Below are 15,748 nucleotides of genomic sequence, written 5' to 3' on the forward strand. Positions count from 1 at the left end.
CCTTCGCCGAATTCCGGGGTGGTCCATGAATCCATCATCTCCCTGTTGGCCGGTGGGGAACAATCCGCGAAAATCTGATAAGCGGGCGCGTCACGCGACCTGGAAACGCAGCCCGGTCAGCTCCACCCGCGAATTCACTTCCAGCTTCCGGAAAATGCGGCCGAGGTGGGCGTGCACGGTGTGCGGGGAAACGAACATGCGCGCGGCCACCTGGCGATTGGTCAGGCCCTGCGCGACCAGTTCGGCGACGTCGCGCTCGGTGTCGGTGAGGCTGCCCCAGCCCGACACCGGGCGTTCGGCGTAGGTCCAGTGCCGTCGCCGCACGCCCGCCGCGCGCAACCGGCTGCGCACCCGCGCGACGTCACGCGGCGCACCGGCCGCCTGGTAGGCCGCCAGCGCGGTGTCGAGTTCGCGGACCACCTCGTCCGACGGCCTGCCTTCACGGGCGAGCAGCCCCGCGAGGTCCTCCGCCGCCGAAGCCCGCGCCCAGCCGTGACCGTGCGCGGCCACCGCCTCGCGCAGCTTGCCCGCCTTGCGCCGGAGCAGACCGGCGGAATGGGCGGCGGCCGCGGCGAGCGGCGCGCACCCGGGATTGCGTTCGGCGAGGTCCTCGGCTTCGGACGCCACCAGTCCGGCGAGCGCGGTGTCGTCCGCGGCGAGCGCGGTGCGGACCAGCCACCCGGCCGCCGCCGGATGCAGCAGCAACGGCTGGGTGGGGCGCGAGTCCCCGAGCAACGCGATGACGTCGGCGGGTTCGAGCCGGGCGGAGGTCAGTTGCAGTTCGAGCCACAGCAGTGCGACAGGATCGTGGCCGGGCAGCTCCCGGTAGTCCGCGATGTGCTGCTCGGCCTCACCGAGTTCGCCGCGCCGCAGCGCCAGTTCACCGAGCACGACGGGCGCGCCTTCCCGCGCGGCCTCGTCGATACGGCCCGCCCAGAGCGAGATCCGCGCACGCGTCACCCGGACCGCCTCACCGAAGGGCACGTGCCCGGTCTGTTCGATCCGGGTGGCGATGTCGGCCAGCGCGACCTCGGCCTCACCGAACTCGCCCAGCTGGGCCAGTCGCTCGGCCAGCACCAGCGCGGGGTGCGGCAGTGGCACGCCGGCCACCAGCGGCACCGGGCACTGGGCCGCGAGCCGGTTCAGGCGGAGGCTTTCCGCGATCTCCCCGCGCGACCACGCCTCGTCGGCCAGCACCTGGCGGGCGACCGCGCCGACCACACCGTCCTCTTCGGACGCTGCTTCGGCGAGGGACAGCCCGGCTTTGGTGCCGTTGAGCGCGGCGAGGCGCACCGCGCGGGTTTCCGCCACGCCGTCCGGGTCCAGTTCCGCCGCGGTCGCGGTGCCCTGGCCGGTGAGCATCCGGATGGCCGCGGCGATGGTGCGCAGCCGCTCGGCCACCGCCGGTTCCGGGGCCTGCACGAGCGTGGTGGAGATCAGCCCGGCAGCCTCGTCGTACCGGCCGCAGCGGTGCAGCGCGGCCGCCAGCGTGAGCGCCAGCTCGGGCACTTCGGCGTCACCGGGCGTGGTCAGCGCGAGCGCCTTCTCCGCGATCGTCGCCGCCGTGGCCGGTTCGGTGTCCACCACCCGCTCCGCGGCGACCGCCAGCGCGCGCACGGCCTGGGTGTCCCCCGGCAGCGCGCCGTCGAGCAGGTGGTCCACCGCCGACGCGCGAGCCTCGACGCCTCGGCTGAGCAGCAGGAGCCCGGCCTGCCGGTGCAGCGCGGTGCGCACGGACGCGGGAATCGTCTCGCTGATCGACCGCCGGAAGAGCTTGGAGCAGAAGGAAAGTTCGCCGTCACCGGAGTCGGTGAGCACGCCGGAGCAGACCACCTCGCGCACCGCGCGGGCGATGTCGGCCGCGGTGCGGCCCAGCAGTTCGGCGGCGTCGGCGGCCTGGAAGGCGTGGCCGAGCACGGCGGCGACCTCCAGCACCCCGACCGTGTCGGCGCTGAACCCGCTCAGCCGTTCGCGGACCGCGTCGGTCAGCCGTGCGGGCAGCCGGTCGGCGATCAGTTCCGCCCGCCCGTCGCGCACCCGGACCGCCTCGTCCTCGCGCAGTCCCCCGGCCAGCGCCGCCAGCAACGCCGGATTGCCCCCGGCTTCGGCGACCAGCTCGGCCAGCGCGCCGGCCGGCGGGGCGCCGAGCACCTGCCCGGCTAGTTCCGCCGCGGCGGTGGCGGACAACGGTTCCAGCCGCAGGCGCGGTGCCCCGCCTTCGGCCAGCCGGTCGAACAGCCGCGCGGCGGCGGCACCGGTGCGGCCGTGCTCGGTGCCGTCCCGGCGGGCCAGCACCCAGAGCACCGGTGCGTCGCGCAGATGGGCGGCGAAGGACTGCAACGCGGCCAGCGTCATCGGATCGGTCCAGTGCACGTCGTCCAGCGCGATCAGCTGCGGTGCCCGGCGGGCGCGGTCCTCGATCTCGCCGAGCAGCCGGGCGGACAGGCGCATCGGGGTGTCGTCGGGCCTGCCCAGCGCCCACACGGTCGCGCCGAGCGCGTCGGCCAGCGGCGCCAGCGGGGTCCACTGGGTCAGCTCGTCGGCGCGGGCAGCGCAGGCCACCACACCGTGGTCCGCGGCGGCGGCCACGGTATCGGCCAGCAGGCGGGTGCGGCCGGCTCCCGGCGCACCCTCCACCAGCACCACCCCGCCCGTGCCGCCGGACAGCGTGGTGAGCGCGCCGGTCAGCACCGACGACTCACGGTCACGATCGTTCAACGTACGCACAACCATCTTTTGTCACCCATTCCGCGTAGCACCGACCGAAAGGTATGTGCGCCGCCGCCGGACCGGCTATCCGCAGGAATCGGAATCGTGGCGACCGGCCTGATTACTGAGACTTTTCACAGTTTCGCCGAATGCTCGGAATTCCATTTTCGGACGCGCTGAAGCCGGTCGGCCACGGCGATCCTCGTCCGGTCCGGTTCGTCGGCGTAGAGCAGATCCACCAGCTCCGCCCGGCGGCGGAGTACCGCGCTGCGGTTGAGCTGGCCCTTGTCGGTGACCTCACCGGCGTCGATGTCCGGCGGCGCGGTGGTCACCACCAGGCGTTCCACGCGCGCCGACGCGCCCATGCCCTGGTTCAGGTCCGTCAGCACCGCCGCCAGGTGCGAAAGCACGGCGGCGACGGTGTCGTCGTCCTGGCTGTCCCCGATGATTTCGCGGACGCGTTCGGGGTGCGTCCACGCGATCGCCGTGACGTAGGAACGGTTGTCCCCCACCAGCACCGCGTCGGACAGGATGCCCGCCCCGGACAGCAGGCGGTTGCGCAGCCTGCCCGAGACCACCCAGGTTCCGCTGTCCAGCTTGAAGTCCTCGGCGATGCGCCCGTCGAACACCACGCCCCGACGCGGATCCCCGCTCTCGTCGGCGATCCGCACGGCGTCGCCCGAGCGGTAGAAGCCGTCCTCGTCGACGGCATCGGCGAACTCCGCGCCCAGGTAGCCCGGCGTGACCGACGCGCCGCGCACCCGGATCTCCAGCCTGCCCGCGACCGGCGCCAGCTTGATTTCGGTGCCCGGCAACGGAACCCCGATGCCCCGGTCGGCCCCGCCATAGGTCGAGGTGGCCGCGGGACCGGTTTCGGTGGAGCCCCAGGAGGAAACCACCGGCACGTCCCGGCCGGTCGCGCTCCTGGCGATCTCACGCAGCCGGGCGCGGAGTTCGTCGGGCAGGTCGGCGCCCGCGTACAGGATCATGTCGATCCTCGACAGCACGCGCGCGGCCAAGCCGGGATCCGCGGTGAAGCGCTGCGCGAGCTGCGCGTACCCGGCGGGCACGTTGACGCAGATCGTCGGCGGGACCGAGGTGAGCGCCTCGACGGTGCGGTCGAACTCGCCGGGTCGCGGCGAACCGTCGTCGACGTACAGGCTCCCGCCGTTGGTCAGCGCGAGGTGCAGGTTGTGGTTGGCGCCGAAGGTGTGGTTCCACGGCAGCCAGTCGGTCAGCACCGGCGGCCGGTCGGCCAGGAACGGCCAGATCTGACGCAGCATCTGCTGGTTGGCACTGAGCATGCCGTGCGTGTTGACCACGCCCTTCGGCATTCCGGTGGAGCCCGAGGTGAACAGGATTTTCGCCGTGGTGTCCGGGGTCAGCGCGGTGAAGGCCCGCTCGACCGCCGCGGTCGGCACGGTCGCGAGCAACCGCGGCAGGTCGTCGCCGACCACGGCCGGCGCGTCGACGGCGGCGAGCGCGGCACCGAACCGGCCTCCGTCCTCGGCGTAGACCAGGCTCGGCCGGACCAGGCCGGAGATGGCGCGCAGCCGGGCGTGATCGGTGGCCCGCAAGGAATAGGCGACGCTGGTCGGCACCACGGGCACACCGGTGAGGTAACACGCCAGGGTGAGCAGCAGGTGGTTCAGCGAGTTGCCGGACAACACCATCAGCGGAGCGGCCGGGCCCAGCCCGCGATCGAGCAGGGCCTGGCCCAGCGAGGCGGCCCCGGCGGCCGCCTCGCCGTAGGTCAACTCGCGCCAGCCGTCGCCGTCGCGCTCGGCGGCCAGCACCGCGCCGGGCGTCGCCTCGGCCCAGTACCGCAGCGAATGCGCCAGCGTCGGCGGGTGCTCACCGAGTGGCTCGGCACAGCCGATCACCTGACTCCCGTCCGGTAGCAACGACCTGGAGAACCGGGCGGCCACAGCGCCGGTCACCGGGTGACTCCCTCGGTGTACAACTCCACGGCCGCGCGCAGCTCACCGCTGGCGATGAGCGACGCGACGCGCTCGATCTCGGTGTCCATCGCCCGGTCGCGGTCGAGGAAACCGCACACTTCCCGGACCGCGCCGTGCGCCGCCGCGGTGGGCGCGCTCAGCACGTCCGGCCCGCGCAGGTCCGCGGCCTGGCACAGGGCGATCAGGTGGATGGCGGTGATCCGCTGGACCAGCTGCACCACCGAGCGCGCGTCACGGGCGGCGATCGTGCCCATGCTGACCTTGTCCTGGTTGTGCGCCTCGGTCGACCGCGAGAACGATGCGGCCGGCATCGTCCACTTGAGAGACTCGGCGGCCAGCGACGAGGCCACGATCTGCATGCCCTTGAACCCGTGGAACAACCCGGCCTCGTAGTCGCCGTCGGCCACACGCGGGATCAGGTTCGGGGTCAGGCCGTTGTTGAACTTCTCGTCCACCACCAGCTCGAGCTGACGGTCCAGCAGGTCGCCCACGCTGGCCACCGCGGTCTTCAGCGCGTCCATCGCCTGCGCCACGTGCCCGCCGTAGAAGTTGCCGCCGTTGCGGACCGCGGCCGCGGGCACCTCGAACAGCGGGTTGTCGTTGGCGGAGTTGACCTCCACGGTCAGCCAGTGCCGCGCCCAGTCGGTGGTGTCGCGCAGCACGCCGGTGACGTGCGGGGCGCAGCGGATCGAGTAAGCGTCCTGGATGGACTGTTCCAGCTCGACGAAGTCGCTGTCGGGACGGCGGATCCCGTTGTCGGCGGTGGTGTCGGCGTACAGTGCCGCACGGATCACCGCGGCACTGCGCAGCACCCCGTCGTGCGGCTTGGCGTCGAACAGGAACGGGGCGAAGTGCCCGGGATTGCCCAGCAGCACCTGGCTGGTCATCGCGGTGCACAGGTCGGCCGCGAACGCCAGCTCCGCCGCGTCCTGCAGCGCCAGCACGGCGAACCCGGACATGAACGAGGTGCCGTTGACCATCGCCAGGCCCTCTTTGGCCTCCAGGGTCAGCGGGGTCAGCCCGGCGTCGGCGAGCGCGGTCGCGGCGGGCTTCTCCTCACCGCGGTGCAGCACGCGGCCCTGCCCGGTCAGCGCGGCGGCCAGGTAGCTCAGCGGAACCAGGTCGCCGCTGGCCCCCACGGTGCCGCGCTCGGGGATCAGCGGCAGCACGTCGGCGTTGATCAGGTCGAGCAGCGCGGAGACCAGCTCGGGCCGCACCCCGGAATGCCCGCGGGCCAGGCAGTTCGCCCGCACCACCATGGTCGCGCGCACCACCTCGGGCTCGGCCATCGGGCCGACCCCGGCGGAGAGGAACCGGACCAGGTTGTCCTGGAGATCGCTGGTCTTGCGCTTAGACACCTGCCGCCGGTTGCTGTCGCCGAACCCGGAGGTGACGCCGTAGATCGGCGTGCCGGAGTCGATCAGGCGGTGCTTCAGCGCGTTCGACTCGCCGATGCGGCGGCTGGCTTCCTCGTCGAGTGCGACCGTGCGCAGTTCCGGGCGCCGGGCCAGGCCGGCGATGTCGTCCAGGGCGAGCGTGCGCCCGTCCAGGTGCACCACGCGGAGCTGGGGGCGCTGGTCGGTGGGGGTGGCCATGTGTGTGTCCTCTCTGGCGGATGGAGCGTGGCCTGGGTGGGGATCAAGCGGTCGGCCACCGCGATCGTCGTCACCCATTCCGCGTATCACCGCACGAAAGGTAAGCGCGCCGATGACGGACCGGCTATCCGCAGGAATCGGAATCCGGCCAGCCCCCGTAAAGCCTGAGAATTTTCACAGTTTTCCGGTAAATCGAGAGAAATGCGCGCACGCCGAGCACCCCGGCCACCACAAAGGTGACCGGGGTCCTTTTCCACCCACTGGGGGAAGGTGGAGATCAGGCCGAATTGCGCGAGGCGTACACCGTCATCGCCGCCCCGAGCAACTGGGCTCCGCGACCGGTCATCGGGTTGTGACCGGTGATCTTCTCGATCCGCCGCAGGCGGTAGTCCAGCGTGCTGCGGTGGATGTAGAGGTCCTTCGCCGCGCGGCTGCGGTTGTAGTCGGCGCGGATCAGCACACCGAGCGTCTCGCGCAGCACCGTGCTGGCCATCAGCGGCCGGATGATCTCCACCAGGTTGTCCGCGACCGCCTCGTGCTGCGAAACCGCGTACTCCACCAGGAAATCGTCGCGGCCGTACACGCCGGGCTCGCTGCCCGCGGCCTTGGCCAGCTTGAGCACGTCGACCGCTTCCCGGTACCCGTCCGGGATCTCGGCCCTGGCACGGCCGGACACCGCGCACCACACGCGGCCTCGCAGCCGCCTGCCCAGTTCCCGCACGACCCGCGTGGAGCGATCGCCGTCGTCGTCCGGGATCAGCGCCACCGCGCCGGACGGACACGGCGCCACCAGGGTCTCCTGGCCGTAGCCCGCCAGCGTCTCGGTCAGTTCGGCCTGCCCGTGCGGGCCGGCCTGCAGCACGGCCACCACGTACAGCCGCGCCAGCAGCGGTTCCACGTGCGGTGGCGCGGTGCCGTCGGCGATCAGCCGCGCGGCCAGCTCGGCCGGCGGGTGCACCGCCGCCTCCAGCGGCCCGACCGTGTCGGCACTGCCGGCTTGCTCGGCCGCCGCGTTCTCCAGCAGCACCCGCAACCGGGCCCGCACCCCCGGCGGGGCCGATTCGGCGAGCGAGCCGATCAATTCGGCCAGCTCACCCGCCGGCGATTCCCCGCACGGCACCAATTGCAGCGGCCGGCCTGCCTTCGCGGGCGGTGCGATCGGTTCGTTCAACATCGGATACGCCTGCTTCCCGTCGGCGGCCACCTATCCGGCGGCCGTTTCCCGGAATCTCTGCCATTTCCCGCCGACAATCGAATGCATCGACTCGTCCCCCTACCTCGAAAAGATCCCTCGCCGCACGCCGGCGGCATGTTTCGAATACGTTTCCGAGGCTAGGAACGCGGGGTGACCAAGTCAACCGAAACCCACACGGTCGAAGGGAAGCGGGGCTAATCTCGTGGTGCCGTACCACTGACCGCCCGGGCAGTGGGCGGACCACACCACCCCGGTACGGTTGGTGAAAGTCTCCCTGAGCGCGCTCTTCACCCGCAGTTCACAGCGGGTTCGGGTGATCGGGGTGGTCACCAGGTACGGGCGCGCAGCGCCCCGGCCAGCTCCGTCCGCCGCTTCACGCCGAGCTTGCGGTAGGAGTTCGTCAGGTGCTTCTCCACCGCCCGCACGCTGACCTCCAGCGACTTGGCGATCTCCTGGTTCGTGTTCCCGGCCGCGGCCAGTTCCACCACGCGCCCTTCGGCCGGGGTCAGCGTGCCCGCGCCGGCGCGGCGCTCCCCCGCCAGGCGCGCCGAGCGTTCCGCTATCGCGTCACCGCAGTCGAGCGCGATCTCCCGCGCGCGGGCCAGGTGGTCGGCGGCCTCGTCCGGTTCGGTTTCCTTGGCCCGCTTGCCCAGCCGCACCAGCGCCCTGGCCAGCTCCGAGCGGTTGGCGGACTTCTCCAGCACGTCCACCGCCTCGCGCAGCAGGGCGAGCCCGGCCGGTCCCGGGGTCATGTCCCCGGCCACCCGCGAAGCCCGCCCGATCGCCGCGGCGGCGCCCCATTCGTGGGCCCGCAGCAGTTCCTGTTCGGCGATCTCCCGCGCGGCCTCGGGGTCGCCGAGGCGCTTGTGGAGGACCGCCGCGGAGAGCCGCCACGAGAACAGGCCGGGGTTGCGCCAGCCTGCCCGTTCCAGCTGCCAGCCGGTGTCCAGGATGAACGCCAGCGCCGACTCACGGTCGCCCTCGATCGCGGCCGCGGTCCCCCGCAACAGCCCGAGCAGCCCGTTGACCAGTACGTTCGCCCCTTCTTCCGGCGGATCGGCGAGTAGCCGGCGGATCAGCTCGGGGTCCCGGTTGTTGATCGCGGTCAGCGAGAGCGGGACCAGGATCGCCGTGCCGGTGCGGGCCCAGTCCGGCGGCGGGCCGGCCAGCACGCGGTGGGCGATCTCCCCGGCCTCGGCCAGGCGGCCCCGGTTGAGCGCGACCAGCGCGCGTTCGGCGTCGATCAGGTCGCGTTCGACCCCGCCGCCGTTGTCGAGGCACTGCTCCAGCGCGCTGTCCAACCAGGCGCTCAGCTCGTCCACCGAATCGGCCGCGCACAGGGTGTCCACCAGCAGCGGCAGCACCCCGTGCACGTGCGACGGGGTCGCGGGCTCGCGGCGGAGGATGCGGGCCCCCAGCCCGGCCACCTCGGCCGCGGTCGAACCGGACACCTTGGTGGTGGCGTAGAGCAGGACGGTCAGCAGCTCCCGTTCGGCCGGGGTGGCCACCGCCGGGTCCGGGCCGAACCCGCGCAGCCGCCACGCCGAGGCCATCAGCTCGGCGGGATCGGCCGAGCCGACGTGCCGCGCCCTGGCCTCCAGGTGCAGCGCGAGTTCCCGGTCGCCGCCGGTCAGTTCGTGCTTGCCCAGCTGCGCCATCACTTCGTCGAGCAGATCGCGCACGTATGGCGGGGCGTCGGCGAACAACGCGGGCGACAGCCGGACCAGCGCGGCGGCCCGGTCCCGCGGTGCGCTCAGCAACGCGGTCGCCTGGGCGACGTGCCGGACCGAGGCCGCCCGATCGACGCCGACCTCCGCGGTGGCCAGCGCGACGTAGGCCGCCGCGCGGTCGTCATCGTCGAGCGTGTCGTCGAGCAGCAACCGGCGCAGGTACCGGACGGCGGCCTCCGGTGCGCCCCGGCGGATCGCCGCGTCGGCCGCGCCGCGCAGCGCTTCGGCGGCCCACGGCAACCGCACCGACAGCACGCCGAGCAGGCGGTCGGCCACTTCCTCCGCCGGGCGCCCGCTGAGGTGCAGTTCCTCGGCCGCGCGCACGTGCGCCCGCTCGCGTTCCTCGACCGTCATCGACTCGTCCAGCGCTTCGCGGACCAGCACCTGGGCGAACCGCGGCGTCCGCTCCACCAGCAACCCGAACCGCGACAGCGTGCGCAGCGCCAGCTCGCCGGCCACCTCGTCGAGCCCGGTCAGCCGACCGATCAGGTCGAGATCGGCGCGCTCCCCGAGCACGGTGATCGCCTTGGCCACCTCCCACACCGGCGGCGGCTGCGACCGCAGGCACGCCAGCAGCCAGTCGCGCAGCCGCACCGGCCGGGCCGAGTACACGCGGTCGCGGTTGGCCGCCACCGGCGCGACCTCCTCGGCGGCCAGCTCGTCGAGCACGGCGGCCAGGAACATCGGATTGCCGCCGGTGACCGCCAGGCAGGCGGCACCGAACTCCTCGTCGGCCTGCGCGCCGGTGTGCCAGTTGACCAGGCCCAGCACCGCCGCCGCGGACAGCGGGCGCGGGCGCACGGTGGTGGTCGCGGCCTCGGCGAGCTGGCGGACCAGCGGCTCGTCGGCCAGCGCGTCGCCATCGCGGATCGCGCACACCAGCAGCACGGGCAGGTGCTGCACGTGCTGGGCCAGGTGCGCCAGCCAGCGCAGCGACGGCTCGTCGGCGTAGTGCACGTCGTCGGCCAGCACCAGCAGCGGACCGCGGTCGGCGCTGATGTTCGCCAGCAGCGCGTCCAGTCCGGCCAGCAGCTGCCGGTGCGGGATGTCGCGGCGGATCAGGCCGTTCACCGCCGAACCGTCGTACGGCCGCGCGCAGACGCGGCCCGCCGTCCCGGTCAGCCAGCTGTCGCGGACCTCGGCGGGCGCGGCGTACAGCACCGGGTTGAGCAGCTGGCCGATCACCCCGCAGGTGAACTCGCGTTCCAGCCGGGCGCCACCGGCGCGCAGCACGGTCATCCGCTCCACCTCGGCGATCGAGGGCAGCTCACGCAGCAGCGCGGACTTTCCCGACCCCGGCGGCCCGGCGACCAGCAGCACCGAACCGGTGCCGTCCCTGGCGGCACCGGCGGCGGCTTCGGCGACGGCCAGCTCGCCCTCGCGTTCGAGCAGGGGTGGCCGCCGGACGGTGATCGGCCCGCTCATGTCGGCTCCAGCACGATCGCGCTCATCCCCTTCACCCGGTCCAGGTAACCGGGTTCGCCCCACCGTTCGGCCAGTGCGCGTTCCTCCAGCACCAGCCGCTGCGCCTCCTCCGTCTGCCCGTTCGCCTGGTACGCGATCCCGGCCAGCACCCGCCACGACAGCAGCACCGGGTTCAGCCACTGCCTGGCCAGCATCCGGCGCCCGCTTTCCAGGAACAGCTCCAGAGCCTCGCCCGCTTCCCCGTCGGACAACCGCACCAGCCCACTGGCGAACAGCGCCTGCGCGCCGCCCATGCTGTGCTCCACCCCGGGCGGCAACGGCTCGGCGGCGCACCGGCGAGCGGCCTCGGGCCGATTGCGCTGAAGGTGGAGGGTGACCGTGAGCGCCCTGGCGTGCCCGGCCACCATCGGGTGCCAGCCGCGCTCGGGCAGTTCCTGCGACATCCAGTCGAAGTAGCGCGCCGCCTCGTCCCAGCGTTCCTGCATCAGCGCGACCGAGCCGCGGGTCAGCATCGCCCACACCGCGGCCGCCCGCATCCCGCGCCGGCGCGCCTCGACCAGGATCGAGTCGAGCCCCCTCGCGGCTTCCTCGGGCGCGCCACCGAGCATCAGCACCGCACCGGCGAGCAGGCTCGGGCTCAGCGGGCCGTCCTGGCGGGTCGGCACCTCGAGCGCGGCCCTGGCCAGCGCCAGCGCGCGTGGCCGGTCGGTGCCGCGGACGGCGAGCAGCCACGCGGCGATCCCCGCGCTCGCCGGGGTGTCCGGCGGGTCGGGCAGCGGGGGCGCGGTGCTGAAGCTGTAGTCGTCCAGTTCCGGGATGGTCTCCTCGGCGAGCGCGCACAACGCGGCCAGCGTGCCGCGTTCGGTGGCCGAGATGCCGTCCATCCGCGCGGCGGCGGTCAGCGTGCGGCGGGCCACCGACGGGCGTCCCTGTGATACCAGCATGTCGGCGGCACGCAGGCGCAGTGCGGGATCCACCGGGCCGCTGCCGAGCAGTACCCGCACCAGCCTGCGGTCGCTGGCCTCGGGCGCGGTGACCGCTTCGACGGCGGCCAGTTCGACCATCAGCCGTGCTTTCGCCGCTTCCTCCGCCGGCTCCCGCAGCGCGCGTTCCAGCAGGCGGGCGGCTTCTTCGTGGCGACGCCGGGCGTGCAGCCGGCGGGCTTCGCCGTAGAGCAGGGGCCCGGTGCCCGGCGAACCGGCCGGCGCGCTGAGCACCACCCTGGCCAGGAAGGCGTGTTCGGCACCGGCGCGCAGGCCCAGCGTGAAAACGCGGCGGAACAACTCGGCCCGCTCCTCGGTCGGCATCCCGGCCAGCACGCGCTCGACCACCACCGGCTCGGTGAACCGGACCGGGCGCGACGGACCGGCGTCGTCGGCGAGCCCGAGCCGCCGCAGCACCCCGGCCGCCCTGGCGGCGACCGCGGGCGGCAGCCCGGACACCGCGCAGACCAATTGCCAGTCGAAGTCGTCCCCGCAGATGGCCGCGGTCCTGGCCAGCGCGGTGGGTTCGGGCGCGAGTACCCGCATCACCCGGCCCACCCAGTCGCCCCTGGCCTCGGCCGCACCGGCGGCGAGATCGGCCGTGCCCGCCGTCAGCAACGCCGCCCGCACCACCGACGGCACGCCGCGAGAGTGGTGCAGCACCTCGGCCGCCGCCTCCGGATCGACCGGGCGGGCGTGGTTCGCCGCGAGCAGCCGCCGCACCCCGTCGGTGCTCAGCGGGCGCAACCGCAGCACGTGCCGCGCGGACTCGTGCACGGTGGCCTCGGCGCCCAGCTCACCGGTGAACGACTCCGCCGGTGAGCCGAGTTCGTTGATCGCGACCACGACCAGCAGCGGAGCCCAGTTCAGGCGGCGCAGCAACGCCCGCAGCCAGAGCCACGAACGCTCGTCCATCCACTGCGCGTCGTCGAGCACCAGCATCAGCGGGCGCCGCCGCGCGGCCGCCACGAAGTTCTCGCACAGCGCGGCGACGGAAACCTGCTCGCCGGTGGTGAACTCGGCGGGCAGCCCGGCGGCGAAGGTGCCGACCACGTCGTTCCCCGTCCCGGTCCCGCCCGGTGCGTGCGGGATCCCGGCCGCGTGCAGCACCCGCACGTCCTCGGTGACCGCGGCCGCCATCGCCCGGCGCAGCAGTGCCGTGCGACCGGCCCCCGGCGGACCGCTGATCTGCACGAAAGCCGACCGGCCCGCCGCCAGCCCGGTCACCACCGAGGCCAGTACCTCGAGTTCGGCATCCCGGTCGACCAGCAGTTCGCTCACGCACCCAGCTCCTCGGACCGCGCCCGCAGCGCGGCGGGCAGCTCGTCACGCAGGCCGATCCGCAGCTTCCGGTACACGCTCGAGAGATGGGTTTCCACCGTGCGCAGGGAAACGAAGAGCCGGTCGGCGATCGCGCGATTGCTCTCCCCCGCCGCCGCCAGCTCCGCCACCCGCAGCTCACTGCCGCTGAGCGCGCCGAGGCGGCGGGCGTCGAGCATGGTGTGCATCCGCCCGCCCGCGGAAACCAGCAGGTCGCGCGCGGCCGAGCCGAGCGCGAGATAGCCGGACTGCGTGGCCAGCGCGATCGCGCCGCGCAGGTGTGCCCGCGCGCCCTTGGTGTCGTCGTGGGCCAGCAACGCCCGCCCGAACAGGAACTCCGCCCGCGCCTGGCTGAGCGGGGCCGGTGCGGTGGAAAGACGTTCGACCGCTTCGGCGAGCTTGTCCAGTGACCGGCGCCCGCGCGTGGCCACCCCTGCGGCGAGCAGTGCCAGCCCGGCGCTCTCCGCGGTCCGCCATTCGCGGGCGGTCCGCTCGCCGTACTCGGCCAGCGCGGCGGCTTCCTCGTGCCGGTCCAGTTCGGCGAGCAGGCAGGCGGCTTCCAGCCACCACGGCACAAAAACCGGGTTCCGCACCCCGGCCTCGGCGAGCCGGTTGCCGCAGTCGAAGAGAATGGCGAGCGCGCTGGCGTGGTCGCCGCGCAACCGCAGCACCTCCGCCGAGACCAGCACGGCCTGCGGGTACATCCAGCCGAAGTGCGGCCAGCGGGTGCGCACCAGCAGCGACTCGGCCCGGTCCGGCTGGCCCATCTTGACCAGGATCGAAGCCAGGCGTACCGACGGCACCACCGCCTCGGCCGCCATGCCCTCCAGTTCGGCGGCGCCGTGCATCGCGGACTGGGCGTCGGCTGCGGCGTCGGGCAGTTCGCCGAGCCCCTCCAGCACGGTGGCCCGTGCGGCGAGCGCTGTCCGGCTGATCGGGCCGCCCGCGGTCTTGAGCAGGCGGTTCAGCGCGGTCAGCGCCTCCTGGGGTTCACCGGCGTAGCTGAGCGCGGTGGCGGCCGCGATGATCGGCGGCGGGTACCGCGACGGCAGGCCCTGCACCAGTGCCAGGCGGGCCTGGGCCGCGACCGCGGCGGCGTCCCGGCCGCCGAGCATGGTGGTGTACGCGGTCAGACCGCCCTGCACGCGGCTGCCGTGGGAATCGCCGCCGAGACGGGGTTCCGGGAGCCGGGCCAGCACGTCGGCGGTGGTGGATTCCTCGCTCAGGCCGACGGTGGTCAGCGCGACCTGGATCCGGCCGCGCAGTTCGTGGTCGCCCTCGTCGGCCCGGCCACCGCGTTTCGCGTCGAACTCGGCGAGCATGCGGTCCAGCACGCCGAACGCCTCCGGCGCCCGCCGGGCGGCCAGCGCCGACGCGCCGAACAGGTGCGCGAGCCGGGCGCGCACGCGGACGTCGGGGATCCGGTCGATCGCCCGCCCGAGGAACGCCATCGCCGCCGCCGGATCGGTGCCGACCACGGTTTCGGCAAGGCGCACCACGGTTTCCGCGTCGTCCGGGGCCCAGTCCAGCACCCGCGAGAGGTACCGCACGGCCGCGTCCGGGTCCTCGCCGCGCACCGCGGCGGCGGCCTGGCACAGCACGCGGTGCATCCACTGCTCCGGCAGTTCGGGCAGGGCCATCAGCAGGTGCGCCACCCGCGCGGCGGGCACGCCCTGATCGCTCAGCACGGCCGCGGCATGCCGGCGGAGCCGGACCACTTCGCCGTCGAGGACCTGCGCGAGCGCCGCACCGCCGAACTCCGGATGGGCCACCAGCGTCGAATCCGGCCGCACGATTTCGTCCCGCCGCAGGGTTTCCAGCGATTCGGCGATCAGCGCGTCCGGCAGGTCGCACAGCACCGGCAGCACCGCGGGATCGGCCGGGCCCGCCGCGCCCAGCACCGCCAGCGCGCGCAACACCACCCCGACGTGCGGCGGCCGGTCGGCGAGATAGTCGCGGACGACCAGTGCGAGCAGCCGCTCCCCCGCCGCCACCACCCGCGGTACCGCGGCGGCGTCCGGGCGGACACCACGCGCGGCCAGTTCGTCGAGCAGGCGGCGCAGCAGCCGCGGATTGCCCGCGGACATCCGGGCGCAGGCCGCGGTGAACCCGCCGTCCGGCACCGCACCGAGCGCCCGGACCACCACACGACGCACGTCGGCTTCGGGCAGCGGGTCCAGCCGCAGCGACACCGACTCGTGCTCGGCGGCCAGCCCGACCGCCCGCCCGGCGTCGCACTGGCGCAGGGTCGCCACCACCAGCAGCGGCCGCCCGGCCGCCCGGCGCAGCACGAAGTCCAGCCACCGCAACGATTCCTCGTCGGCCGACGCCACGTCGTCGACCAGCACCACCACTCCGCCGCGGTTCACCGCCAGCATCAGCGGGCACATCACGTCGGCCAGCAGCGCGAACCGGTCGGCCCTGGACCGGCGGAGGACGTCGTCGATCCCGCCCAGCGGCACCATCAACTCGCGGAGCACCCCGTACGGCTCGGCCTCCGCGGGAGCGGCGGCGTAGAGCACGGTGCGGTCGTCCCCCACCTCGCGCCGCAGCGCCTGGAGCAAGCTGGTCTTCCCGGTCCCCGCCCCGCCGCGGACCAGCACCAGCGGGGGTCCTCCCGGATCACGCACGGCCGCGCTGAGATAGGCGAGTTCGGCCGCCCGGCCCATCGGATCCGGCAACTGCGCCAGCACACCGGTCCCGCGAGTCGACACGCCTGCCCTCCGTCAACCAACACAAACCAACATCGGTTACGGAAACGACATTACCGAATACTCAGGCCGAGGGGGCACACGGATTCCAATGGAAAAACTAGAATTTCGCCGTTGTG

At 73.5% G+C, this 15,748-nt stretch carries 7 protein-coding genes; all 7 read right to left on the reverse strand.

Annotated elements, in window-relative coordinates; genetic code table 11:
- Positions 1 to 90 precede the first annotated feature (90 nt).
- Positions 91 to 2,718 (reverse strand): LuxR C-terminal-related transcriptional regulator, encoded by a 2,628-nt coding sequence (locus YIM_RS25540; RefSeq protein WP_194239743.1) that lies wholly within the window; start codon positions 2,716 to 2,718, stop codon positions 91 to 93.
- A gap of 125 nt (positions 2,719 to 2,843) precedes the next feature.
- Positions 2,844 to 4,649 (reverse strand): AMP-binding protein, encoded by a 1,806-nt coding sequence (locus tag YIM_RS25545; protein ID WP_153032751.1) that lies wholly within the window; start codon positions 4,647 to 4,649, stop codon positions 2,844 to 2,846.
- Entirely contained in the window at positions 4,646 to 6,265 is a 1,620-nt protein-coding gene (hutH, locus tag YIM_RS25550) for a histidine ammonia-lyase (RefSeq protein WP_153032752.1), read from the reverse strand. The genes YIM_RS25545 and hutH overlap by 4 nt, the downstream gene beginning before the upstream one ends.
- A 277-nt stretch (positions 6,266 to 6,542) precedes the next feature.
- Complete coding sequence (locus tag YIM_RS25555) at positions 6,543 to 7,439, reverse strand: CdaR family transcriptional regulator (RefSeq protein ID WP_153032753.1); 897 nt, start codon at positions 7,437 to 7,439, stop codon at positions 6,543 to 6,545.
- A 347-nt stretch (positions 7,440 to 7,786) separates the two neighbouring features.
- Positions 7,787 to 10,615, reverse strand: a complete 2,829-nt coding sequence (locus tag YIM_RS25560; RefSeq protein WP_153032754.1) for an AAA family ATPase — start codon at positions 10,613 to 10,615, stop codon at positions 7,787 to 7,789.
- The gene (locus YIM_RS25565; RefSeq protein WP_153032755.1) at positions 10,612 to 12,879 is read right to left on the reverse strand and encodes an ATP-binding protein; all 2,268 of its coding nucleotides are present in this window, start codon (positions 12,877 to 12,879) and stop codon (positions 10,612 to 10,614) included. Before YIM_RS25565 ends, YIM_RS25560 begins: the two co-directional genes overlap by 4 nt.
- Positions 12,876 to 15,632 carry an AAA family ATPase gene (locus YIM_RS25570; RefSeq protein ID WP_153032756.1) on the reverse strand — a complete coding sequence of 919 codons (2,757 nt, stop codon included), beginning with the start codon at positions 15,630 to 15,632 and terminating at the stop codon, positions 12,876 to 12,878. Before YIM_RS25570 ends, YIM_RS25565 begins: the two co-directional genes overlap by 4 nt.
- Between the last annotated feature and the right edge of the window lie 116 nt (positions 15,633 to 15,748).

This window comes from Amycolatopsis sp. YIM 10 (assembly GCF_009429145.1).
In the GTDB taxonomy this organism is placed as follows: domain Bacteria; phylum Actinomycetota; class Actinomycetes; order Mycobacteriales; family Pseudonocardiaceae; genus Amycolatopsis.

Bases quoted from the DNA above. Each gene is read 5' to 3' on its own strand.
- hutH (WP_153032752.1), bottom strand. From the start codon at position 6,265: ATGGCCACCCCCACCGACCAGCGCCCCCAGCTCCGCGTGGTGCACCTG.
- YIM_RS25555 (WP_153032753.1), bottom strand. From the start codon at position 7,439: ATGTTGAACGAACCGATCGCACCGCCCGCGAAGGCAGGCCGGCCGCTG.
- YIM_RS25560 (WP_153032754.1), bottom strand. From the start codon at position 10,615: ATGAGCGGGCCGATCACCGTCCGGCGGCCACCCCTGCTCGAACGCGAG.